Origin of the sequence: Rhizobium sp. LjRoot98 (assembly GCF_964252935.1) — a bacterium.
Classification (GTDB): domain Bacteria; phylum Pseudomonadota; class Alphaproteobacteria; order Rhizobiales; family Rhizobiaceae; genus Pararhizobium.
This window is the reverse complement of record NZ_CAXUPW020000001.1, coordinates 55,230-79,034: the sequence shown is the minus strand read 5'-3', so window position 1 is coordinate 79,034 and position 23,805 is coordinate 55,230. Positions and strand designations below refer to the sequence as shown.

20 protein-coding genes are annotated in these 23,805 nt (G+C 59.6%); 18 read left to right on the top strand and 2 right to left on the bottom strand.

Annotated elements, in window-relative coordinates; all coding sequences use genetic code 11:
- The first annotated feature begins 9 nt into the window (after positions 1-9).
- The 17 genes from nuoF (at position 10) to ACSQ3J_RS00325 (ending at position 19,211) form a co-directional block, all read left to right on the top strand.
- Entirely contained in the window at positions 10-1,314 is a 1,305-nt protein-coding gene (nuoF, locus tag ACSQ3J_RS00405; RefSeq protein ID WP_060502132.1) for an NADH-quinone oxidoreductase subunit NuoF, read from the top strand.
- A gap of 5 nt (positions 1,315-1,319) precedes the next feature.
- Positions 1,320-2,006 (top strand): hypothetical protein, encoded by a 687-nt coding sequence (locus ACSQ3J_RS00400; RefSeq protein WP_082511967.1) that lies wholly within the window; start codon positions 1,320-1,322, stop codon positions 2,004-2,006.
- 107 nt (positions 2,007-2,113) lie between these two features.
- A complete protein-coding gene (gene nuoG, locus ACSQ3J_RS00395) occupies positions 2,114-4,195 on the top strand; it encodes an NADH-quinone oxidoreductase subunit NuoG (protein WP_060502130.1) in 2,082 nt (693 codons plus the stop codon).
- Positions 4,196-4,216: 21 nt separating this feature from the next.
- Positions 4,217-5,260: an NADH-quinone oxidoreductase subunit NuoH gene (gene nuoH / locus ACSQ3J_RS00390; RefSeq protein WP_060502129.1), complete on the top strand. Its 1,044-nt coding sequence runs from the start codon at positions 4,217-4,219 to the stop codon at positions 5,258-5,260.
- A 64-nt stretch (positions 5,261-5,324) separates the two neighbouring features.
- Positions 5,325-5,816 (top strand): NADH-quinone oxidoreductase subunit NuoI, encoded by a 492-nt coding sequence (gene nuoI / locus ACSQ3J_RS00385; RefSeq protein WP_037107770.1) that lies wholly within the window; start codon positions 5,325-5,327, stop codon positions 5,814-5,816.
- Positions 5,817-5,956: 140 nt separating this feature from the next.
- A complete protein-coding gene (locus ACSQ3J_RS00380; protein WP_060502128.1) occupies positions 5,957-6,571 on the top strand; it encodes an NADH-quinone oxidoreductase subunit J in 615 nt (204 codons plus the stop codon).
- Between the two features lie 27 nt (positions 6,572-6,598).
- Complete coding sequence (gene nuoK, locus ACSQ3J_RS00375) at positions 6,599-6,907, top strand: NADH-quinone oxidoreductase subunit NuoK (protein WP_037169335.1); 309 nt, start codon at positions 6,599-6,601, stop codon at positions 6,905-6,907.
- Positions 6,908-6,914: 7 nt separating this feature from the next.
- Positions 6,915-8,912, top strand: coding sequence for an NADH-quinone oxidoreductase subunit L (gene nuoL, locus ACSQ3J_RS00370; protein ID WP_060502127.1), 1,998 nt, complete (start codon positions 6,915-6,917; stop codon positions 8,910-8,912).
- Positions 8,912-10,423, top strand: a complete 1,512-nt coding sequence (locus tag ACSQ3J_RS00365; protein WP_060502126.1) for an NADH-quinone oxidoreductase subunit M — start codon at positions 8,912-8,914, stop codon at positions 10,421-10,423. The genes nuoL and ACSQ3J_RS00365 overlap by 1 nt, the downstream gene beginning before the upstream one ends.
- 18 nt (positions 10,424-10,441) lie before the next feature.
- On the top strand, positions 10,442-11,884 hold the full coding sequence (gene nuoN, locus ACSQ3J_RS00360) for an NADH-quinone oxidoreductase subunit NuoN (RefSeq protein WP_060502125.1): 1,443 nt from the start codon (positions 10,442-10,444) through the stop codon (positions 11,882-11,884).
- Positions 11,881-12,648: a biotin--[acetyl-CoA-carboxylase] ligase gene (locus ACSQ3J_RS00355; protein WP_060502124.1), complete on the top strand. Its 768-nt coding sequence runs from the start codon at positions 11,881-11,883 to the stop codon at positions 12,646-12,648. The genes nuoN and ACSQ3J_RS00355 overlap by 4 nt, the downstream gene beginning before the upstream one ends.
- A gap of 35 nt (positions 12,649-12,683) precedes the next feature.
- The gene (locus tag ACSQ3J_RS00350) at positions 12,684-14,351 is read left to right on the top strand and encodes a ribonuclease J (RefSeq protein WP_060502123.1); all 1,668 of its coding nucleotides are present in this window, start codon (positions 12,684-12,686) and stop codon (positions 14,349-14,351) included.
- Between the two features lie 20 nt (positions 14,352-14,371).
- Entirely contained in the window at positions 14,372-14,776 is a 405-nt protein-coding gene (gene mce, locus ACSQ3J_RS00345) for a methylmalonyl-CoA epimerase (RefSeq protein ID WP_060502122.1), read from the top strand.
- Between the two features lie 129 nt (positions 14,777-14,905).
- On the top strand, positions 14,906-15,175 hold the full coding sequence (locus ACSQ3J_RS00340) for a DUF1467 family protein (protein ID WP_060502121.1): 270 nt from the start codon (positions 14,906-14,908) through the stop codon (positions 15,173-15,175).
- Between the two features lie 686 nt (positions 15,176-15,861).
- Complete coding sequence (gene proS / locus ACSQ3J_RS00335; protein ID WP_060502120.1) at positions 15,862-17,190, top strand: proline--tRNA ligase; 1,329 nt, start codon at positions 15,862-15,864, stop codon at positions 17,188-17,190.
- Between the two features lie 11 nt (positions 17,191-17,201).
- Positions 17,202-18,509 carry a lipoprotein-releasing ABC transporter permease subunit gene (locus ACSQ3J_RS00330; protein ID WP_060502119.1) on the top strand — a complete coding sequence of 436 codons (1,308 nt, stop codon included), beginning with the start codon at positions 17,202-17,204 and terminating at the stop codon, positions 18,507-18,509.
- An 18-nt stretch (positions 18,510-18,527) separates the two neighbouring features.
- On the top strand, positions 18,528-19,211 hold the full coding sequence (locus tag ACSQ3J_RS00325; protein ID WP_060502118.1) for an ABC transporter ATP-binding protein: 684 nt from the start codon (positions 18,528-18,530) through the stop codon (positions 19,209-19,211).
- 38 nt (positions 19,212-19,249) lie between these two features.
- On the opposite strand, the gene ACSQ3J_RS00320 is transcribed toward ACSQ3J_RS00325, so the two are convergent.
- Positions 19,250-19,831: a hypothetical protein gene (locus ACSQ3J_RS00320; RefSeq protein WP_112834603.1), complete on the bottom strand. Its 582-nt coding sequence runs from the start codon at positions 19,829-19,831 to the stop codon at positions 19,250-19,252.
- Positions 19,832-19,898: 67 nt separating this feature from the next.
- Positions 19,899-20,132 (bottom strand): hypothetical protein, encoded by a 234-nt coding sequence (locus ACSQ3J_RS00315; protein WP_156393937.1) that lies wholly within the window; start codon positions 20,130-20,132, stop codon positions 19,899-19,901.
- A gap of 161 nt (positions 20,133-20,293) precedes the next feature.
- On the opposite strand from ACSQ3J_RS00315, the gene dnaE reads away from it, so the two are divergent.
- Positions 20,294-23,800, top strand: a complete 3,507-nt coding sequence (gene dnaE / locus ACSQ3J_RS00310) for a DNA polymerase III subunit alpha (RefSeq protein ID WP_060502116.1) — start codon at positions 20,294-20,296, stop codon at positions 23,798-23,800.
- Positions 23,801-23,805: the final 5 nt, after the last annotated feature.

Here is a 23,805-nt window from a genome sequence, read left to right as displayed (position 1 = left end):
AGGTGAACCATGCTCGACGATAAAGATCGCATTTTTACCAATATCTACGGCCTTCATGACAAGTCGCTCAAGGGCGCCATGAGCCGTGGCCACTGGGATGGCACCAAGCAGATCCTGGAAAAGGGACGTGACTGGATCATCAACGAGATGAAGGCTTCCGGCCTTCGTGGCCGTGGTGGTGCTGGCTTCCCCACCGGTCTGAAATGGTCCTTCATGCCGAAGGAAAGCGACGGCCGCCCGCATTATCTCGTCGTCAACGCCGACGAATCCGAGCCCGGTACCTGCAAGGACCGCGATATCATGCGCCACGATCCGCATACGCTGATCGAAGGCTGCGTGATCGCGAGCTTCGCCATGGGTGCGCATGTCGCCTATATCTATGTGCGCGGCGAATATATCCGCGAGCGCGAAGCGCTGCAGGCGGCGATCGACGAATGCTATGACGCCGGTCTTCTCGGCATCAACAACAAGCTTGGCTGGGACATGGACATTTACGTCCATCACGGCGCCGGCGCCTATATCTGCGGCGAGGAAACAGCACTTCTCGAAAGCCTCGAAGGCAAGAAGGGCCAGCCGCGCCTGAAGCCGCCGTTCCCGGCCAATATGGGTCTCTACGGTTGCCCGACGACGGTCAACAACGTCGAGTCGATCGCCGTTGCCCCGACCATCCTGCGCCGTGGTGCGTCGTGGTTCTCGGCGATCGGCCGTCCAAACAATGTCGGCACCAAGCTGTTCATGGTGTCGGGCCACGTCAACAAGCCCTGCACGTTCGAAGACGCGATGGGTACACCATTCCGCGAAATGATCGAACGCCATTGCGGCGGCATCCGTGGCGGCTGGGACAACCTTCTCGGCGTCATTCCGGGCGGCTCGTCCTGTCCGGTGGTCAAGGGCGAGGACATCATCGACGCGCCGATGGATTTCGACGGTATGCGCGATGTGAAATCGTCGTTCGGAACTGCCGCCATCATCGTGATGGATCGCTCCACCGACATCATCAAGGCCATCTGGCGTCTCGCTGCTTTCTACAAGCATGAGAGCTGCGGCCAGTGCACGCCGTGCCGTGAAGGTACCGGCTGGATGATGCGCGTCATGGAACGCATGGTTCAGGGCCGCGCCCAGAAGCGTGAAATCGACATGCTGTTCGACGTTACCAAGCAGGTTGAAGGTCACACCATCTGCGCGCTCGGCGACGCGGCCGCATGGCCGATCCAGGGTCTGATCCGCAACTTCCGTCCCGAGATGGAAGCGCGCATCGACGAATACACCCGCAACGCCTCGTCGCATGGCGCGGTGCTGGCGGCAGCGGAGTAAGCGGCATGGCCGGGCCGGGGAACGAAACGGGGAGGGGGACGCAGACAGGTTCTGCCGCAACCTCATCCGGCTCTCCGGTTGGCAACGAGCCATTTGGCATGGCTGAGTGGCTGAAGAACGTGCCGATGGGGCAGCTGCATCCGCTGATGCAGCACCCGGCGGCGGCAATGGCGGCGGTAACGGCGATCGGCTTCGGTATGACCAGCCAGATTGCCGGCTTCATGCTGGGTGCGATGCAGGGGCTGGCCGAAACGGCGCAGAAGACCGGCGTTGCGGCGGATGAAATGCCGGTAGCAAAGGTGGCCAAGCTAGCGGAAGCGCCGGTGGTTGCCGTGAAGGCTGCGCCGGTTGTGAAGCCGAAGGTGGTTGCCAAGGCTCCGGGCAAGGCTCGGCCGGTAAAGGCCAAGCCCGTTGCTGCGGAGCCGGTTGCGGTTGTTGCGGCCAAGGCCGAGAAGCCGAAGCGGCAGACGGTTGCCCGCGTTGCCGAAACGCAGACGGACGACTTGAAGCGGATTTCCGGCATCGGTCCGAAGCTGGAGCAGGTTTTGAATGGAATGGGCGTGCGGCGTTATGCCGATGTCGCTTTGTGGAGTGATAAGGACGTGCAGCGCATCGACGACCAGCTTGGTTTTGCTGGCCGGATCGCGCGGGACGGCTGGGTCACGCAGGCAAAGGCCCTGATAAAGGGTTGAGATTGAGTTTCGGGCGGAAACCGGTGGTTTTAGCTCAAAGATTGGCGTGCCTAATAATATCTGTTCGCCGCTGACGCTGGTGAACGAAAGACAGGATTGAGACTAAGATGGCAAAGCTGAAAGTCGACGGAAAAGAGATCGAGGTCCCGGATCATTTCACGCTGCTGCAGGCGTGCGAAGAGGCGGGCGCTGAAGTTCCGCGCTTCTGTTTCCACGAGCGGCTGTCGGTCGCCGGAAACTGCCGCATGTGTCTGATCGAGGTGAAGGGAGGGCCGCCGAAACCGGCAGCCTCCTGCGCCATGGGCGTGCGCGACCTGCGTCCCGGCCCGAATGGCGAAGCGCCGGAAGTCTTCACGACCACGCCGATGGTCAAGAAGGCCCGCGAAGGCGTGATGGAATTCCTGCTCATCAACCATCCGCTCGATTGCCCGATCTGCGATCAGGGCGGTGAATGCGACCTGCAGGACCAGGCTATGGCCTTCGGCGTCGATTCGACCCGCTACAACGAAAACAAGCGCGCCGTCGAAGACAAGTATATCGGTCCGCTGGTCAAGACTGTGATGAACCGCTGCATTCACTGCACGCGCTGCGTCCGCTTCACCACGGAAGTCGCTGGCATTGCAGAGCTTGGCCTGATCGGCCGCGGCGAAGATGCCGAGATCACCACCTATCTGGAACAGGCGATGACGTCCGAATTGCAGGGCAACGTCGTTGATCTCTGCCCTGTCGGCGCTCTGACCTCCAAGCCCTACGCCTTCAACGCCCGCCCGTGGGAACTCGGCAAGACCGAATCGATCGACGTCATGGACGCTGTCGGCTCCGCGATCCGCGTCGATACCCGTGGCCGCGAAGTCATGCGCGTCATGCCGCGTGTCAACGAAGAGATCAACGAAGAGTGGATTTCCGACAAGACCCGTTTCATCTGGGATGGCCTGAAGACGCAGCGTCTTGACCGCCCTTACGTGAAGAAGGATGGCCGCCTGCAGCCCGCCAGCTGGAACGAAGCCTTCGCCGCCATTAAGGGCGCGGTTGCCAAGACCAGCGGCGACAAGATCGGCGCGATTGCCGGCGATCTGGCGTCTGTTGAAGAAATGTATGCGCTGAAGGCGCTTATCACCTCGCTCGGTTCGGAGAATATTGACTGCCGCCAGGATGGTGCTGCGCTCGATCCTTCGTTTGGCCGCGCAAGCTACCTGTTCAACCCGACGATCCAGGGCATCGAAAGCGCCGACGCGCTCCTGATCATCGGATCGAACCCACGCTTTGAAGCCTCGGTTCTCAATGCCCGTATCCGCAAGCGGTTCCGGATGGCCAATTTCCCGATCGGCGTGATCGGCGAGCCGGCCGAGCTGCGTTACTCCTATGAGTATCTCGGCGCGGGCACGGAATCGCTGGCCGAACTGGTGAGCGGCAAGGGCAAGTTCCTGAGCGTGCTGAAGAAGGCAGAGCGTCCGATGATCATCATCGGTCAGGGCGCTATCTCCGGCGGTAATGGGGCTTCGGTTCTGGCCGCAGCCGCCAAGCTCGCAGGCGCCGTTGGCGCCGTCACTGCAGACTGGAACGGTTTTGCCGTTCTGCACACCGCCGCCTCGCGCGTCGGTGGTCTCGATCTCGGCTTCGTGCCGGGTGAGGGGGGCAAGAGCGCCGCCGAGATGCTTGATGGGACGGACGTTCTGTTCCTGCTTGGCGCCGACGAAATGGATTTCTCCGGCAAGACCGCAGGCTTCACCGTCTATATCGGCTCGCATGGCGACGAAGGTGCTCATGGCGCCGACGTCATCCTGCCGGGTGCGACCTATACCGAAAAGTCCGGCCTCTGGGTCAACACCGAAGGCCGCGTTCAGATGGGCAACCGCGCCGGTTTCGCACCGGGCGACGCCCGCGAAGACTGGGCGATCATTCGGGCGCTGTCCGACGTGCTCGGCAAGAAGCTTCCGTTTGATTCGCTTGGCGAATTGCGCGGGAAACTCTATGCGGCGCACCCGCATTTCGCTGCGATCGACATGATCGAGACGGGTGCAAGCGGTGAAATTGCCGCACTTGCACAAAAAGCCGGTGAGATGGGCAAATCGGTGTTTGCGTCTCCGGTCAAAGACTTCTATTTGACGAACCCAATAGCACGAGCTTCCGCCGTCATGGCCGAATGCTCGGCTTTGGCACGCAACAACTTCAAAGCTGCGGCGGAATGAGCGCGAAGGAATAAGACGAAAATGGACGCTTTCATTTCGACCTATGTCTGGCCAACGGCCATCATGATCGGCCAGTCGCTGCTGCTTCTGGTCGCGCTTCTGGTCTTTATCGCCTACATCCTTTTGGCTGACCGCAAGATCTGGGCGGCGGTGCAGATGCGCCGTGGACCGAATGTGGTAGGCCCGTGGGGACTTTTCCAGTCCTTCGCCGATCTTTTGAAGTTCGTCTTCAAGGAGCCGGTCATCCCGGCCGGCTCGAACAAAATCCTGTTCCTGCTGGCGCCGCTGGTTTCCGTGACCCTGGCGCTCGCTGCCTGGGCGGTCATTCCGCTGAATGACAACTGGGTGATGGCCAATATCAATGTCGGCATCCTCTATGTTTTCGCCATTTCCTCGCTTGAGGTTTACGGCGTCATCATCGGCGGCTGGGCATCGAACTCCAAGTATCCGTTCCTTTCGGCGCTGCGCTCGGCCGCCCAGATGGTGTCCTACGAAGTCTCGATCGGCTTCGTCATCGTTACCGTTCTTTTGTGCGCCGGTTCGCTGAACCTGACGGATATCGTTGATTCACAGCGTGATGGTCTGGGCACGATGATGGGTCTGCCGGGATCCTTCCTGGATTGGTACTGGCTGCCGCTGTTCCCGATGTTCATCATCTTCTTCATCTCGGCGCTCGCTGAAACCAACCGTCCTCCCTTCGATCTGGTCGAAGCGGAATCGGAACTGGTTGCCGGCTTCATGGTCGAATACGGCTCGACCCCGTACATGATGTTCATGCTCGGCGAATATGCCGCCATCTGCCTGATGTGCGCGCTGACGACGATCCTTTTCCTCGGCGGCTGGCTGCCTCCGGTCGATGTATGGTTCCTCAACTGGGTTCCGGGCATCGTCTGGTTCATCCTGAAGTCCTCGATGGTGTTCTTCATGTTCGCCATGGTGAAAGCCTTCGTGCCGCGTTATCGCTACGACCAGCTGATGCGTCTCGGCTGGAAGGTCTTCCTTCCACTGTCACTCGCCATGGTCTTCATTGTTGCAGTTGTGCTGAAACTGGTGGTGTGGGCCTGATGTTTACTCACCGTTTCGCAAAATCAGCCGGCGCCTCCCAGGCCGGCACGTTTGGAGGTTGATGATGGCAAGTTTGTCGCAAGCCGTCAGTTCGCTGTTCCTCAAGGAATTCGTCAACGCGTTTTTCCTGTCGATGCGCTATTTCTTCGCACCGAAGTCGACGCTGAACTATCCGTTTGAAAAAGGCCCGGTCAGCCCGCGCTTCCGTGGTGAACATGCGCTGCGCCGTTATCCGAACGGCGAAGAACGCTGCATCGCCTGCAAGCTGTGCGAAGCGATCTGTCCTGCCCAGGCGATCACCATCGAGGCTGGCCCGCGCCGCAACGATGGCACGCGCCGCACGGTCCGTTACGACATCGACATGGTGAAGTGCATCTATTGCGGTTTCTGCCAGGAAGCCTGTCCAGTCGACGCGATCGTCGAAGGCCCGAACTTCGAGTTCGCCACCGAGACGCGCGAAGAGCTTTACTATGACAAGGACCGGCTGCTTTCCAACGGCGACCGTTGGGAGCGTGAAATCGCCCGCAACATTGCAATAGACTCGCCGTACCGCTGAGACTTTGCATAGGGACTGCGCCAGCCGGTTGAGGCTGGCGTTACACTGATCTTGGGCGTGGCCGGCATGAACCGGTGCGCCAGTGGGAAGGATGGCCTGGTTGCCATGCCTGCCCGGGGAAGACGAAAAAGGCACCGATCATGGGTCTGCAGGCTCTTTTTTTCTATCTTTTTTCATTCGTCGCGGTTGCGTCGGCGTTCATGGTGATTTCTTCGCGGAACCCTGTTTATTCCGTGCTGTTCCTGATCCTGACGTTCTTCAACGCCGCCGGCCTGTTTCTTTTGACGGGCGCCGAGTTCCTGGCGATGATCCTGCTGGTTGTTTATATCGGCGCCGTCGCGGTTCTCTTCCTCTTCGTGGTGATGATGCTCGACATCGACTTCACCCAGCTGAGGTCGGGCGTGCTTGAATATGCGCCGGTCGGCGCGCTGATCGGCCTGGTGCTGGCAGCCGAGCTGATCATCGTGGTCGGCGGCAGCTCGTTCTCGCCGGAAATCGCCAAGTCGATCTCGATGCCGATCCCGGCGGTTGCCGATCGAACCAACACCGCTGCTCTCGGCGACGTGCTCTATACGCACTATGTCTACTTCTTCCAGATTGCCGGCCTGGTTCTTCTGGTCGCCATGATCGGCGCCATCGTCCTGACGCTGCGCCATCGCGACAACATCAAACGCCAGGATATTCCCACACAGGTTGCCCGTTCGCCCAAGACCGCTGTTGAAGTGGTCAAGGTGAAGTCGGGGCAGGGCCTTTAAGACGGACGCGAGGTCAAGGAACTCATCATGGAAATCGGTATTTCCCACTATCTGACCGTCAGCGCCATCCTGTTCACGCTGGGCGTCTTCGGCATCTTCCTCAACCGGAAGAACGTCATCATCATCCTGATGTCGGTGGAACTCATTCTGCTGGCGGTCAACATCAACATGGTTGCGTTCTCGTCGTTCCTCAACGACATCACCGGCCAGGTGTTCGCCCTGTTCATTCTGACCGTCGCGGCCGCGGAAGCCGCCATCGGTCTTGCAATTCTCGTCGTCTTCTACCGCAACCGCGGCTCCATCGCCGTGGAAGACGTCAACATGATGAAGGGCTGAGCGGCCAATGAATACGATTATTCAAGCCATCGTCTTCCTGCCGCTGATCGGCTTCCTGATCGCGGGTCTGTTCGGCACCTCGATCGGCGCCAAGGCTTCGGAATACGTTACCACCGGCTTCATGGTTATTGTCGCAGTCCTGTCCTGGGTCGTGTTCTTCCACGTCGCGCTCGGCGAGGCGGAAATGATCAAGGTCACCGTGATGCGCTGGATCCAGTCCGGCAGCTTCGATACCGAATGGGCTTTCCGCGTCGATACGTTGACGGCCGTGATGTTCGTTGTCGTCAACACTGTGTCCTGCCTGGTCCATCTCTATTCGATCGGCTACATGCATCACGACCCGCATCGGCCGCGCTTCTTTGCCTATCTGTCGCTGTTCACCTTCGCCATGCTGATGCTGGTGACCTCGGACAACCTGCTGCAGATGTTCTTCGGCTGGGAAGGCGTTGGTCTGGCGTCCTATCTGCTGATCGGCTTCTGGTACAAGAAGCCGTCCGCCTCGGCGGCCGCGATGAAGGCGTTCATCGTCAACCGCGTCGGTGACTTCGGTTTCGCGCTCGGCATTTTCGGCGTCTTCTACCTGTTCGGCTCGATCAGCTTCGAAACCGTGTTTGCCGCTGCTGCCAGCTATCTGCCGGCCGAAGGCGCTGCTGAAGGTGGCGAAGCCGTCATCAATCTGTTCGGCATGCATCTCGACAAGGCCCATGCGATCACCGCCGTCTGCCTGCTGCTCTTCATGGGCGCTATGGGCAAGTCGGCGCAGTTCCTGCTGCACACCTGGCTGCCGGACGCCATGGAAGGCCCGACACCGGTGTCGGCGTTGATCCATGCCGCAACCATGGTGACCGCCGGCGTCTTCCTCGTCGCCCGCATGTCGCCGCTGTTCGAACTGTCGCATACGGCTCTGGTCGTCGTTACCGTCATCGGCGCGATCACCGCGTTCTTTGCGGCGACCGTCGGTCTGGTTCAGAACGATATCAAGCGCGTTATCGCCTATTCGACCTGCTCGCAGCTCGGCTACATGTTCGTCGCACTGGGAACTGGTGCCTATGGCGCTGCTATCTTCCACCTGTTCACGCATGCGTTCTTCAAGGCGCTGCTGTTCCTATGCGCTGGTTCGGTCATCCATGCCGTCGATGGCGAGCAGGACATGCGCCACATGGGCGGGCTTCGTCCGCACATCAAGTGGACCTTCTGGATGATGATGATCGGCACGCTGGCCATTACCGGTGTCGGTATCCCGTTCTCGGGGATTGGCTTTGCAGGCTTCATTTCCAAGGATATCATCATCGAGGCCGCCTACGCATCGCATTCCCCGGTTTCCGGTTTTGCATTCACGATGCTGGTTATCGCTGCCTGCTTCACGAGCTTCTATTCGTGGCGCCTGATATTCATGACCTTCTATGGCAAGCCGCGCGCTTCGCACGAAGTCATGCATCACGTGCACGAATCGCCGATGGTCATGCTGCTGCCGCTGTTCATTCTGGCTATCGGCGCGATCGCCGCCGGCATGGTGTTCGGAGGCTATTTCTACGGTCACGACTATGCCGAATTCTGGCAAGGGGCGCTGTTCACGTCGCCTGAGAACGAACTGCTGGAGCATTTCCACCACGTTCCGGCTCTCGTTGCACTGAGCCCGTTCATCGCGATGATCCTCGGCTTTGTCACTGCCTGGTACATGTATATCCGCTCGCCGGAGACGCCAAAGTACCTGGCCGAGCAGCATCGTGGTCTTTACCAGTTCCTGCTCAACAAGTGGTATTTCGACGAACTCTACGACTTCCTGTTCGTTCGTCCTGCCAAACGCATCGGCACCTTCCTGTGGAAGGAAGGCGATGGCCGGATCATCGACGGCTACGGCCCGAACGGCATCGCCGCTCGCGTCATGGACGTGACTGACCGCGTCGTTCGCCTGCAGACCGGTTACCTCTATCACTACGCATTCGTGATGCTCATCGGCATTGCGGCGCTCGTTACCTGGATGATGCTCGGGAGCTCCTTCTGATGACCGATTGGCCCATTCTCTCCGCGGTCACCTTCCTGCCGCTGGTCGGTGTTGCTCTTCTGCTTCTGACGCGTGAAGACAGCGCTTCCGGCCGCCGTAATATCCTGAACATCTCGTTGTTGACGACGATCGTTACCTTCCTGCTATCCTGCTGGATCTGGTGGAGCTTCGATAATTCGAACCCCGGCTTCCAGATGGTCGAGAAGCATGCCTGGCTTGGTACTGGCATTTCCTACCATCTCGGCATCGACGGCATTTCGATGCTGTTCGTGGTGTTGTCCGCCTTCCTGATGCCGTTCTGCGTCGTGGCCAGCTGGCTTTCGGTCGAAAAGCGCCTGAAGCAGTACATGATCGCCTTCCTCTTGTTGGAAGTGTTCATGATCGGCGTCTTCGTGTCGCTCGATATCGTACTGTTCTACGTGTTCTTCGAAGCCGGCCTGATCCCGATGTTCATCATCATCGGCGTCTGGGGCGGCAAGGAGCGCGTCTACGCGGCCTACAAATTCTTCCTCTACACGCTGCTCGGTTCGGTGCTGATGCTGCTCGCCATCATGGCGATGTACTGGCAGGCCGGTACGACAGACATTGCCGAACTGCTTGCCTATCAGTTCCCGGCGCAGATGCAGACATGGCTATGGCTGGCCTTCTTCGCCTCGTTCGCGGTGAAGATGCCGATGTGGCCCGTCCATACCTGGCTTCCCGACGCGCACGTTCAGGCGCCGACGGCGGGCTCGGTCATCCTGGCTGGTGTTCTGCTGAAGCTCGGCGGTTACGGCTTCTTGCGCTTCTCGCTGCCGATGTTCCCCTTGGCATCCGACTATTTCGCCCCCTTCGTCTTCACGCTGTCGGTCGTCGCGATCATGTACACCTCGCTGGTGGCGATGATGCAGTCCGACATCAAGAAGCTGATCGCCTATTCGTCGGTCGCCCACATGGGCTACGTGACCATGGGTATCTTTGCCGCCAATACGCAAGGCGTGCAGGGTGCGATCTTCCAGATGCTGTCGCACGGCCTGGTGTCCGGCGCGCTCTTCCTCTGTGTCGGCGTCGTCTACGACCGTACCCACACCCGCGAGATCAGCGCCTATGGCGGTCTCGTCAACAACATGCCGAAATACGCAGTGGCCTTCATGATCTTCACCATGGCCAATGTCGGCTTGCCTGGTACGTCCGGGTTCGTCGGTGAAATCACCGTGCTGCTCGGCACATTCCGGGCCAATACCTGGGTTGCGTTCTTCGCCACCACCGGCGTTATCCTGTCGGCGTGCTATGCTCTTTGGCTCTATCGCCGGGTGATCTTCGGTACACTCGACAAGGACAGCCTGAAATCGCTGCTGGATCTCTCCGGCCGTGAAAAGGCGCTGCTCTATCCGCTGATCGTGCTCACCATCTTCTTCGGCGTCTATCCGGCTCCGGTGTTCGATGCGACGGCAGCCTCCGTGGACGTGCTTATCAACAACTACACTGCGGCCGTGCAGGCAGCGCATGACGTTGCGCTTTCGGCGAATTGACGACAGGACGGGATTGAAATGACGACTGAAACATTCCTTCTGAGCCTGCACCTGTCGACCCCCGAGCTGATCCTTGCGGTCGGTGCCATGGTGTTGTTGATGATCGGCGTCTTCTCCGGCGAGAAATCGTCGGGCATGGTGACGTGGCTGGCGGTTGGCCTGCTGGCCGTTTCCGGCGCCTGGCTGGTCTGGCAGACGGGCGACGGTCAGGGTTATAACGGCGCTTTCCTCTCCGATCCGTTCGGCAAGTTCATGAAGGTGCTGACGCTGTTCGGCTCCATCGTGGCGCTGATCATGTCGGCAGGCGAGGCGCGTTCGAGCGGTATCGACCGGTTCGAATTCCCGGTGCTGATCGTGCTGGCAACGCTCGGCATGCTTCTGATGATTTCCGCCAACGACCTGATCTCGGTGTACCTGGCGCTCGAACTGCAGTCGCTGGCGCTCTACGTCGTTGCCGCGATGAACCGCGACAACCTGCGTTCGACTGAAGCTGGCCTCAAGTATTTCGTGCTTGGCGCGCTGTCTTCCGGCATGCTGCTCTATGGCATGTCGCTGGTCTACGGCTTCACTGGTCATACCGGTTTTGAAGGCATTGCCGCTGCCCTGTCGGCAGAGGGCCGCTCGCTTGGCCTGGTCTTCGGTCTCGTCTTCATTCTGGCCGGTGTTGCCTTCAAGATTTCCGCCGTTCCGTTCCATATGTGGACGCCGGACGTTTACGAAGGCGCTCCGACACCGGTGACCGCGTTCTTTGCGGCTGCTCCGAAGGTTGCCGCGATGGCGATGCTGATCCGTCTGGTGATCATGCCGTTCGAGCCGATCGTCACCGACTGGCAGCAGATCGTTGTGTTCATCTCGATTGCCTCGATGCTGCTCGGCTCGTTTGCCGCCATCGGTCAGAAGAACATCAAGCGACTGATGGCTTATTCGTCGATCGGCCACATGGGTTATGCGCTCGTTGGCCTGTCCAGCGGTTCGATGGCCGGTGTACGCGGCGTGCTGATCTACATGCTGGTCTATGTGGTCATGACGCTCGGTACCTTTGCCATCATCATGGCGATGAAGCGCAAGGACGGCAATCACGTCGAAAGCGTCGATGACCTGGCTGGCCTGTCGCAGACCAATCCCTGGATGGCGACGGTTTTGACCATCATGATGTTCTCGCTGGCTGGCATTCCGCCGCTCGCAGGCTTCTTTGCCAAGTATTTCGTGTTCATGGCGGCGATCGAAGCGCATCTCTATGCTCTGGCGATCATCGGTGTGCTCGCCTCCGTCGTCGGTGCTTACTATTATCTGCGTGTCATCAAGGTGATGTGGTTCGACGAAGCCAAAGGCGAGTTTGCCCGTCCCTCCGGCATGCTGCGTTTGGTTTACACGCTCTCGGGTCTGTTCGTTCTCGCCTATGTGTTGATCGGTGGACCGATCGGTACGGCGGCTGAAGTTGCAGCGCGGACATTCTTTTGACAGGACAGGACCGGATCGGCAGGGTTTCGATCGATCAATTCCGGCATACGGCCCTTGGCGATGTCGGATCGACGAACACGGAATGCCTGATCCGGGCGCGTGCGGGTGATCCGGGGTTTCACTGGATCACCGCCGCACGGCAGATTTCCGGTCGCGGCCGCCGCGGCCGTAGCTGGGCTTCGGAGCCGGGCAATCTCTATGCGTCGCTGCTGCTGATCGATCCGGCACCGATGGATAAGCTCCAATCACTGCCGCTCGCGGTCGCCGTGGCGGTGCACCGCGCGATACAGGCCGTGATGCCGGCAGGCTCCAACCCGGTCTCGATCAAATGGCCGAACGATATTCTGATTGCAGGCAAGAAGTGCTGCGGTATCCTCTTGGAAGGCGAGGGGCTGCCGGATGGGCACCATGCGCTGGTGATCGGCTGCGGCATCAATGTCGCGCTGGCGCCGGATCACGGGCTCTATCCGGTGACCAGTTTGCAGGCGGAAGGCGCCGGCGTTTCGCCGGACGAGCTTTTTGCCCATCTGTTCCGTAGCATGAGTGATGTGCTGAACACCTGGAATCGCGGCGAAGGCATTGCAGAGATTATTGCACAATGGCGGTCCGCAGCAGGCGGCATCGGCCAGAAGATTACAGTCAACCTGCCGGATCGCTCGCTTTCCGGCAGGTTTGAAGGCATAGATGAAGACGGCCGGTTGATGCTCGATATTGGAGCAGGCACGGTTCAGCGCATCGCCGCGGGCGATGTATTTTTTGGATAGAACCCATTTCGGGTGACATAAGGCGCAATCAATCAATGAGCAAACAAGACGAACTCGTCTTCCTGCCGCTGGGCGGAGTGGGGGAAATCGGCATGAACCTGGCCCTTTACGGCTACGGTTCGCCCTCCCATCGCCAGTGGATCATGGTCGATTGCGGCGTGACTTTCCCGGGCCTTGATCTGCCCGGCGTTGATCTCGTGCTTCCCGATATCCGCTTCCTTGCCGAAGAGCGCAAGAACCTCAAGGGCATCATCATCACCCATGCCCATGAAGACCATTATGGCGCGCTGGCCGACCTGTGGCCGGGGCTCAACGTACCGGTCTATGCCTCGCCGTTTACCGCAGGCATGCTGGAAGCCAAGCGCTCCTACGAGCGCAGCCGCGCCCAGGTGCCGATCACCATCTTCAAGGAAGGTGACCGTATCAATGTCGGTCCGTTCGAGATCGAAGCCGTCGGCGTCAACCACTCGATCCCCGAGCCGATGTCGCTGGTGATCCGCACGCCGCTCGGCAATGTCGTTCATACCGGCGACTGGAAGATCGACCATAAGCCGTCGCTCGGCCCGTTGACCGACGAGGCGCGGTTCCGCGCCATCGGCGATGAGGGCGTGCTGGCGCTGATGTGCGACAGCACCAACGCGATGCGCGATGGCGTATCGCCCCAGGAAGAGGAGGTTTCGGCCAGCCTCACCAAGATCATCCAGAATGCCAAGGGACGGGTGGCAATCACCACCTTCTCGTCCAATGTCGGCCGCATCCGCTCGATCGCCAAGGCTTCGGCCGAAGCCGGCCGCGATGTGCTGCTGCTCGGCAGTTCGATGAAGCGCGTCTGCGATGTCGCCCGCGATGTCGGTCTGATGGAAGGATTGAACCCGTTCATCGCCGAAGACGAGTTCGGTTACATCCCGCGCGACAAGGTCGTGGTGATCCTGACCGGCAGCCAGGGCGAATCCCGCGCGGCACTCGCCAAGATCTCGCGTGACGAGATGCGCAACGTCGCGCTGACGGCCGGCGATACCGTGGTGTTTTCCTCGCGGGCCATTCCCGGCAACGAGAAGGCCATCAACGACATCAAGAATGGTTTGATTGAACAAGGCATCCACATCGTCACCGATAACGAAGCCTTGGTGCATGTCTCCGGCCATCCCCGCCGCAACGAGTTGCAGCAGATGTACCAGTGGACGCGTCCGCAGATGCTGGTGCCGGTTCATGGTGAAGCCGCACATCTGACGGCACAGGCCGAGCTTGGCCTTCAGTCCGGCATCAAGACTGTCCCGCGTGTTCGCAACGGCGATATTCTCCGCCTTGCACCGGGACCGGCGTCCGTCATCGGCGAAGCGCCGCACGGCCGGATCTACAAGGACGGCAGCCTGATCGGTGACTTCGAGGAGATGGGGATCGGCGAGCGCCGCAAGCTGTCCTTCGCCGGCCATGTCGCGGTGAACGTTCAGCTTGACGCGCGCTACGATTTCGCCGCCGATCCGATCGTCGTTCCGATCGGCTTGCCCGAGTTTGACGATGAGGGCGAAGACATGAACGATACGCTCTATGACGCGGTGCTGGGTGCCGTCGAAAGCATCCCGCGCGGCAAGCGCAAGGATATCGCCATGGTGACGGAAGCGGTACGCCGGGCCATCCGTGGCACGGCTAATGACGTCTGGGGCAAGAAGCCAGTCGTCACCGTGTTTATCAATAAACTCTGATAGCGAGGAGCCGGCGTACGATGCTTGGACGTGTCAACCATATCGCGCTTGCTGTTCCGGATCTTGCCGAAGCGGTCGAGCGATACCGCTCGGTGCTCGGCGCCTCGGTGACCGAACCGGAAGCGCTGCCGGAACACGGCGTCAACGTCGTGTTCGTCACGCTTGAAAATACCAAGGTCGAACTGCTGGAGCCGCTTGGCACAGACTCGCCGATCGCAGCCTTTCTCGCGAAAAATCCGGCCGGCGGCATGCATCATATCTGCTACGAGGTTGAAGACATCCTCAGCGCGCGCGATAGCCTGATTGCTGCCGGGGGAAGGGTGCTTGGCGACGGCAATCCGAAGACCGGCGCGCATGGCAAGCCGGTGCTGTTTCTTCATCCGAAGGATTTCTTCGGCACGCTGATCGAACTCGAGCAGGTGTGACAGAAGACCGCGTGCCTGTATTTATCGGGCGCAGTATTTGTCGCGCAGAGGCGAAAGCGTTATAACGGCGCTTACACGCGCGATGCCAAGAGGTGAGACATCCATCTCCCTTCGTAACGAGAGACCCCAATGCCGATCTTTTCCACCTTCGCGATTTACTTCATCATCTGGTGGTTGTCGCTGTTCATCGTCTTGCCGATCGGCTTGCGGACGCAGGCGGAGGAGAATGAGGTGGTTCCTGGCAGCATCGAAAGTGCGCCCGCCCGTTTTCGCGCACTGCGGGTCTTTTTGATGACCTCGGTGCTTGCTGCTGTCATCCATGCCATATGGTACGTCCTGTCGGTCCGAATGGGCTACGGCCTGGACTCTATTCCGCAATTTGCACCGAAGTTCTATTGAGGCGATAACCGGCGTTGCCGCGGCTGTGATAGCGGCGGCTTACCGCCTGCATGGCCGGTGACCCGATATGCGCGCCACAGAATTGCCGCGATTCAGGCGGCATCAATTTTTTCTTCTGATGTCTTCAGTATAAAAGTCAAAAAAAAACAAGGCCAGAAGCCTTGTTCTTTAAAGTATCGCGTGATCCTTATCCGTTACCGGTGGCTGCGTGTAACCGCGCCTAAGATCTTATCCTCCCAAGACTTGACCGCGAAATCGACAAGAATTTAATCTCCCTGCCTCTTTTGTGGGCCAAAACTAGCCCAAACATTATGCGTTGTCATCCGATTTTTTTGCATTTTTGCTACACTCTAGTAAAATTTTTCCGTTGACAACTTCTGTCAAAATCCTGTTACTACCGTGCCTTTTTGACGCAGGTATTTTTGTTTTTCCGGACCTTGAAATCCTCCGTCCCTTCACCTGTTACGCCAAACAAGATGACGGGTTTTCTTCCTGCCGCGAAGCGTCTATGAACGCTTGAGCGCGGTGCATCCCCTTCTGGAATCAGCTGGCCGGATCGTCGCGGCAAACAGTCAAACGGCAGTGTCCGGTTTGCGCGCTTGACGCGTGCGCGGCCTGCAGGCTCAACGTTATTTCGCCCGATTCCAAAGATAGTGCGAAGTGCTTTTAATTTCTGGAACCTGTTCATGCGCCTGTCCCGCTTTTTCATGCCCATTCTGAAGGAAACCCCGAAGGAAGCGGAAATTGTTTCGCACCGGCTGATGCTGCGTGCGGGCATGGTGCGCCAGCAGTCGGCCGGCATCTATACATGGCTGCCGCTCGGCAAGCGGGTTCTCGACAAGGTGACCAGGATCATCCGGGAAGAGCAGAACCGCGCCGGCGCCGTCGAACTCCTGATGCCGACGCTGCAATCGGCCGAACTCTGGCAGGAAAGCGGCCGCTACGACGCTTACGGCGACGAGATGCTGCGGATCAAGGACCGCAACAAGCGCGACATGCTCTACGGTCCGACCAACGAGGAAATGATCACGGACGTCTTCCGTTCCTACGTAAAGTCCTACAAGGATCTGCCGCTCAATCTCTATCATATCCAGTTGAAGTTCCGCGACGAGCGCCGTCCGCGTTTCGGCACCATGCGCTCGCGCGAATTCCTGATGAAGGACGCCTATTCCTTCGACCTCAATCGTGAAGGCGCCGTGGACAGCTACAATCGCATGTTCGCGGCATACCTGCGCACCTTCGCACGGCTTGGCCTGCGCGCCATTCCGATGCGGGCCGATACCGGCCCGATCGGCGGCGATCTCAGCCACGAGTTCATCATCCTTGCCGATACCGGTGAATCGGAGGTCTTCTGCCACAAGCACTTCCTCGATTTCGACATTCCGGCCGACGATACCGATTTCTGGGACGCAGCCGCGATGAAGGCGATCTTCGACAAGTGGACGTCGCTCTACGCCGCCACCTCGGAGATGCACGACGAAGCCGCCTTTAACGCCATCGACGATTCCCAGAAGGTCTCGGCCCGCGGCATCGAAGTTGGCCACATCTTCTATTTCGGCACCAAATATTCCGAAGCCATGGGCGCCAAGGTTCAAGGCCCCGACGGCAAGGAGCACACGGTGCACATGGGCTCCTACGGCATCGGCCCGACCCGGCTGGTTCCAGCCATCATCGAAGCCTCGCATGACGAGAACGGTATCATCTGGCCGGCCTCGATCGCACCGTTCGACGCGGTTGTGATCAACATGAAGTCCGGTGACGAAGCCTGCGACGCGGCGTGCGAAACCATCTATGCTTCGCTCAACAAGGCAGGATTCGACACGCTGTACGACGACAAGGATGATCGCGCCGGCACCAAGTTTGCGACCGCCGACCTGATCGGCGTTCCCACGCAGATCATTGCCGGTCCACGTTCGGTGGCGAACGGCGAGGTCGAGCTCAAGGACCGCAAGACCGGCGCCCGCGAAACATTGACGATCGAGGCTGCCATCAACAAGCTGACTGCCTCGAAATAAGGGACCAGGGAATGAGCGCCGCGACGCTAGAACAGGAAAAGGCAGCGACCGCGCAGGCGCCGTCGAGCCGTCCGTTTTCCACATTCGAGCGCATGGTGGCCTGGCGCTATCTGCGCTCGCGCCGCAAGGAAGCGTTCATTTCGGTGATTGCCGGGTTTTCCTTCATCGGCATCATGCTCGGTGTGGCGACGCTGATCATCGTCATGGCTGTCATGAACGGTTTTCGCACGGAGCTGATCTCGCGTATTCTCGGCATCAACGGCCACATGATCGTCCAGCCACTGGATGGGCCGCTCGATAATTATGCCGACCTCGCGACCAAGTTTTCCGGCGTCAAGGGTGTCACCATGGCGATCCCGATGATCGAAGGCCAGATATTAGCCTCAGGCCAGGGAGGCGCCAGTACCGGTGCGCTGGTTCGTGGCGTGCGGGCTGACGATCTTGCCAAGATGAAGTCGATTTCCGAGCACATTCAGGCGGGCGATCTCGTCGGGTATGCCGCGGGAACTGGCGTCGCGATCGGCTCGCGCATGGCTCAACAGCTCGGCGTCACCGTTGGTGGTACGATCTCGCTGGTGTCGCCGGAAGGCGACATCACGCCGATGGGCGTCAATCCACGCATCAAGGCCTATACTGTCTCGGCGATCTTCGAGATCGGCATGTCGGAATATGATGCCTCGATCATCTTCATGCCGCTGGAAGAAGCACAGCTCTATTTCAATGCCGAAGGGATAGCGCAGTCGATCGAGCTGTTCGTCACCAACCCGGACCTGGTCGATGAGTTGCGCCAGCCGATCGAGGATGCGGCCGGCCGCCAGGTATTGATCAGCGACTGGCGTGATCGCAACAAGACCTTCTTCTCAGCCCTTCAGGTCGAACGCAACGTCATGTTCATGATCCTGACGCTGATCATTCTGGTGGCGGCGCTCAATATCGTCTCCGGCCTGATCATGCTGGTGAAGGACAAGGGCAGCGACATCGCGATCCTGCGCACCATGGGCGCATCGTCGGGCTCCATCATGCGGATATTCTTCATGACGGGGGCAGCGATCGGCATTGTCGGAACCATTGCAGGCGTCCTTCTAGGCGTTGTGGTTTGTCTCAATATCGAGTCCATCCGCCAGTTCTTTTCCTGGATTTCGGGAACGACGCTGTTCAATCCCGAGCTCTATTTCCTGAGTCAGCTTCCGGCCGATATGAACCTGGGTGAGACCACGTCGGTTGTCCTCATGGCCATTGGCCTTTCCTTCCTTGCCACGATCTTTCCGGCCTGGCGCGCCTCGCGCCTCGATCCGGTTCAGGCTCTGCGCTACGAATAATTGGGGATTTCAGACACGATGAATGCGCGCGTGGCATTGCAGCTTTCCGGCGTCGAACGCCATTACAGCCAGGGCGACGAAACCCTGTCGATCCTCAAGGGGGCGGACTTTTCGCTTTATGGCGGGCAGACTGTGGCGCTTGTTGCCCCGTCCGGCACCGGTAAATCGACGCTGTTGCATCTGGCTGGGCTGCTGGAACGTCCCGACGGCGGCGAAGTCCTGATCAACGGCCAATCCTGCGGCGCGCTTGGCGACGAGAAGCGCACGGCAATCCGCCGCAACGACATCGGCTTCGTCTACCAATTCCATCATCTGCTGCCGGAATTCACGGCGATCGAAAACATCATGATGCCGCAGCTGATTGCCGGTCTTAACAAGGCCGAGGCGCGTGAACGCGCGGCCGCATTGCTGGATTACATGCGCATCGGCCACCGTGCCGAACACCGTCCCTCGGAGCTGTCCGGCGGCGAGCAGCAGCGCGTCGCCATTGCCCGCGCCGTTGCCAATGCGCCGCTGGTTCTCCTAGCTGACGAGCCGACCGGTAACCTCGATCCGGAAACCGCCGGCTATGTCTTCGAGGCATTGGAAGCATTGGTGCGCCAGTCGGGCCTGGCGGCAATGATCGCCACGCACAATTATGAACTGGCCTCCCGCATGGACCGCCGCGTCACAATCGAGGACGGCAAGGTCGTCGAGCTTTAATCTAGCCGCTGCCCGCTTTGACAGGCACCGGGCTGGCTCTATTCAAGCCCGCACATGCTTTGACCTCGATCATCCGTCCAGTCCTTGAGGAAGATCAGCTCGCCGGTGATCGCGACCGGCTTGCCGTTACGCATACCCTTGCCGGTCAATACGTTGAAATCGCAGTCCGTGGTATCATCCGGGTTGAGCGTGTCATAGGACGCATAGGTATATCCGGCGACGGCGAAATCGAAGTTGCGATAGGCAATCGTCAGCTTCTGTTCCCAGCGGTCGCGGCCGACGGAATCGTTGTGGGTGGTGATCAGGATCGAGCCGTTCGCAAGCGCAGTGATCGATGGCGCCCGTCCGACCATGGTCAGGTCTCCCCAGACCTTGTTCGGTACAACGCTCTTCAGTTTCAGCCGGCCGGTGTCGCCGTCATTGAGATAGATGTAGACTGCGTGGTCCTCGTCGCTCCCTTCGGCCGGGGCCACCAGCATGGCGAGGTCGGAGCTGCCGTCCTTGTCCCAATCGCCCGTCGCAGCGAAAGCGATCCGATCCGGGTCGATGGTTTCCGCAGCCTGCGCCGTCGTGGCAGATAGGCCGAGCAGTGCCGTCATGACGGCCAGTGACATCTTCATCAATCATCCCCCGATTTGCATTGCCGGCCAGACTAGTTGGCCTGCCTGCTGACGTCCAGATGCCGGGTTACCTTGCCGCAAAGGCGGTCAGAAAGTGTTTACCATCTCTGTTTCCTGGCAGCAGAAGATTTGCTGTTGCTGCTTGACGCATGAACAAATATGGAACAATATAAGAACATAAAGGAAAGGGAGCCAACCAATGACTGACTTCATTCGTGATCTCGCCGCTTTGACCTCCATCGCCATGTTCATCGCCAGCTTTTCGATCATTGTCATCGGGATGTAGAACGGTGCCAGGCACCGGCCATTTTCACGCATTCGCTGCCGTGTGGAAATGAAGAGGGCTAGGACTGTGGACAAGCCAAGCCCGGTTCGAAAATACTGCCGCATAGTGGATGAAAACTAGACTTCTGTGGATGGAAACGGGATATCCTGAAGCCTTCACAGGAATCGGGGTGTGCCATGGCAGATGCGGTAAACGACAAGCGGCAGGATGGTGCCGCCCCCGGTGGCGCTTCACCCCAGTTCGTGCATCTTCGCGTTCATTCCGCCTTTTCGCTTCTCGAAGGCGCTTTGCCGGTCAAGAAGATCATCGGCAAGGCCGTCGCTGATGGCCAGCCGGCCATCGGCATTGCCGATACCAACAACCTGTTTGCCGCGCTCGAATTCTCGCAGAAATGTATGGACGATGGTCTGCAGCCGCTGATCGGCTGCCAGCTTGCGATTGACATGGAAGATGAAGGCGAGGGCGAGAAGCGTGGTCATGCCCAGCATCTGGCCAAGCTGCCGGCCATCGTTCTGATCGCAGCGACGGATGCCGGTTATGTCCGGCTCGTCGATATCGTCAGCCGGGCCTATCTCGGCGGCGAAGGCAACCAGTCGGTTCGCATCGCTCTGTCCTGGCTGCAGGAAGGCGGAGCGGAAGGACTGATCGCGCTGACCGGTGCTTCGGGCGGGCCGGTCGACATGGCCTTGAAATCGGGACACCATGCGCTGGCGGAAACGCGGCTGGTGGCGCTTGCCGCGGTTTTTGGTGACCGTCTCTATGTCGAACTGCAGCGTCACGGCAAATATGATCGCCGTCAGGAAAACCGGGTCATCGATCTCGCCTACAAGCTCGAACTGCCGATCGTGGCGACCAATGAGCCGTTTTTCCCGTCGCCGGCCGAATTCGAGGCCCATGACGCGCTGATGGCTGTCGCCCACAATGCGATGGTCTCGGACGATAGCCGCTTCCGCCTGACGCCGGATCATTACCTGAAGAGCCGCAAGGACATGGCGGCGTTGTTTGCCGACCTGCCGGAGGCGCTGGACAACACCATCGAGATCGCCAGACGCTGCTCCTTCGTCTTGAAGACCCGCGGACCAATCCTGCCGCGCTTCACCGGCGCGACCGATGATCCGAAGGAAGCCGAGCGCGCCGAGGAACTTGAACTGCGTCGTCAGGCCATCGAAGGCCTGGAAGACCGGATGCAGAAGCTCGGCCTTTCGGCCGGTTATACCGAGACGGATTATCGCGAGCGGCTGGATTTCGAGCTCTCCGTCATCGAGAAGATGAAGTTTCCCGGCTACTTCCTGATCGTTGCCGACTTCATCAAGTGGGCGAAGCTTCAGGATATTCCGGTCGGGCCGGGCCGTGGCTCGGGTGCCGGCTCGCTGGTTGCCTATGCCCTGACCATCACCGACGTCGATCCCTTGCGCTTCTCGCTGCTGTTCGAGCGCTTCCTCAATCCGGACCGCGTCTCGATGCCCGACTTCGACATCGACTTCTGCCAGGACCGGCGCGAAGAAGTCATTCGCTACGTGCAGCGCAAGTATGGGCGCGAACAGGTGGCTCAGATCATCACCTTCGGATCGCTGCAGGCGCGCGCGGCGCTCCGTGACGTCGGCCGTGTGCTTGAAATGCCCTATGGCCAGGTCGATAAGATCTGCAAGCTGGTGCCGAACAACCCGGCAAACCCGACGCCTCTGTCGAAGGCCATCGAGGAAGAGCCGCGTTTCCAGGAAGAAGTCGACAAGGAGCCGGTGATCGGCCGTCTGCTCGATATCGCTCAGAAGATCGAAGGTCTTTACCGCCACGCGTCCACCCACGCCGCCGGTATCGTCATCGGTGACCGGCCGCTGTCGCAGCTGGTGCCGATGTACCGCGATCCGCGATCCGACATGCCGGTCACCCAGTTCAACATGAAATGGGTCGAGCAGGCCGGCCTCGTCAAGTTCGACTTCCTCGGCCTGAAGACGCTGACCGTGCTGAAGGTCGCCGTCGATTTCATCAGGAAGCGCAATATCGAGGTCAATCTCGAAGCATTGCCGCTTGATGACCAGAAAACCTACGAGATGCTGTCCAAGGGCGATACGGTCGGCGTGTTCCAGGTGGAAAGTGCCGGCATGCGCAAGGCGCTGATCGGCATGCGGCCCGACTGCATCGAGGACATCATCGCGCTGGTGGCGCTCTACCGTCCCGGCCCGATGGAAAACATCCCGGTCTACAATGCCCGCAAGCACGGCGAGGAAGAGATCGAATCGATCCACCCGAAGATCGATTATCTGCTGAAGGAAACCCAGGGCGTTATCGTCTATCAGGAGCAGGTGATGCAGATCGCCCAGGTCCTGTCGGGCTATTCGCTCGGTGAAGCCGACCTTCTGCGCCGCGCCATGGGTAAGAAGATCAAGGAGGAGATGGACAAGCAGCGCGCCCGTTTCGTCACAGGTGCCGTCGACAACGGTGTGTCGAAGCCGCAGTCCGATCTGATCTTCGATCTGCTCGCCAAGTTCGCCAACTACGGCTTCAACAAATCGCACGCCGCCGCCTATGCCATCGTCTCCTACCAGACGGCCTACCTGAAGGCGCATTTCCCGGTCGAGTTCCTCGCCGCGTCGATGACGCTGGATATGTCGAACACCGACAAGATCAACGACTTCCGCCAGGATGCCAGCCGGCTCGATATCGAGGTGATCCCGCCATCGGTACAGACCTCATTCCGCCGCTTCGAAACCGGCGACAACCGCATCTACTATTCGCTCGCCGCCATCAAGGGTGTCGGCGAAGCGGCCGTCGATCATATCGTTGACGTGCGCGGTGATGAGCCTTTCGCTAATCTTGAGGATTTCTGCCTGAGGATCGACCCGAAGCTTTTGAACCGGCGGGTGTTCGATAGCCTGATCTGCGCTGGTGCCTTCGATTGCTTCGGCTACGATCGGGCGGAACTGGTGGGCGGCCTCGATCGCATTCTCGGCTTCGCCCAGATCGCCCAGGCCAACAAGATCAGCGGCCAGAGCGATATGTTCGGCGCGGGTGCGGCGACTGGTCCGGAAAAGATCAACCTGCCGCCTTATTCGCCATGGCTGGCGTCTGAAAAGCTGCACCGCGAATTTCAGGTTCTGGGCTTTTATCAATCGGCCCATCCGCTCGATACCTATAACGACCTGTTGTCGAAGATCCGTGTTCAGACATTTTCGGATTTTGCTGCGTCCGTAAAAAAAGGCGCAACGGCGGGCCGTTTGGCCGGAACGGTCACGTCGAAGCAGGAGCGCAAGACCCGCACCGGCAACAAGATGGGCATCATTGCCTTCTCCGATTCAACCGGACAGTTCGAAGCTGTGCTGTTTTCGGAGGCGCTCAATCAGTACCGCGACCTGTTGGAGCCCGGAAAATCGCTGGTCATGACGGTGCAGGCCGAGGAGCGGCCGGAAGGCATCGGCATGCGCATCCAGACGCTGCAGTCGCTGGAAGAGCGGTCGCTGCAGATGCAGAAGGCGCTGCGCGTCTATGTCCGTGATAGCGGTCCGTTGCGCTCGGTCGCCACGCATCTGAATGCGCGCGGCGAGGGGCTGGTGTCGTTCATCGTCATCAAGGACAACGGCCAGCGCGAGATCGAGGTGGAATTGAACGAGCGATATCGCATCTCGCCTGAGATTGCGGCGGCGCTGAGGACCGCGCCGGGCGTCATCGATGTCGAACTGGTCTAGCGCTG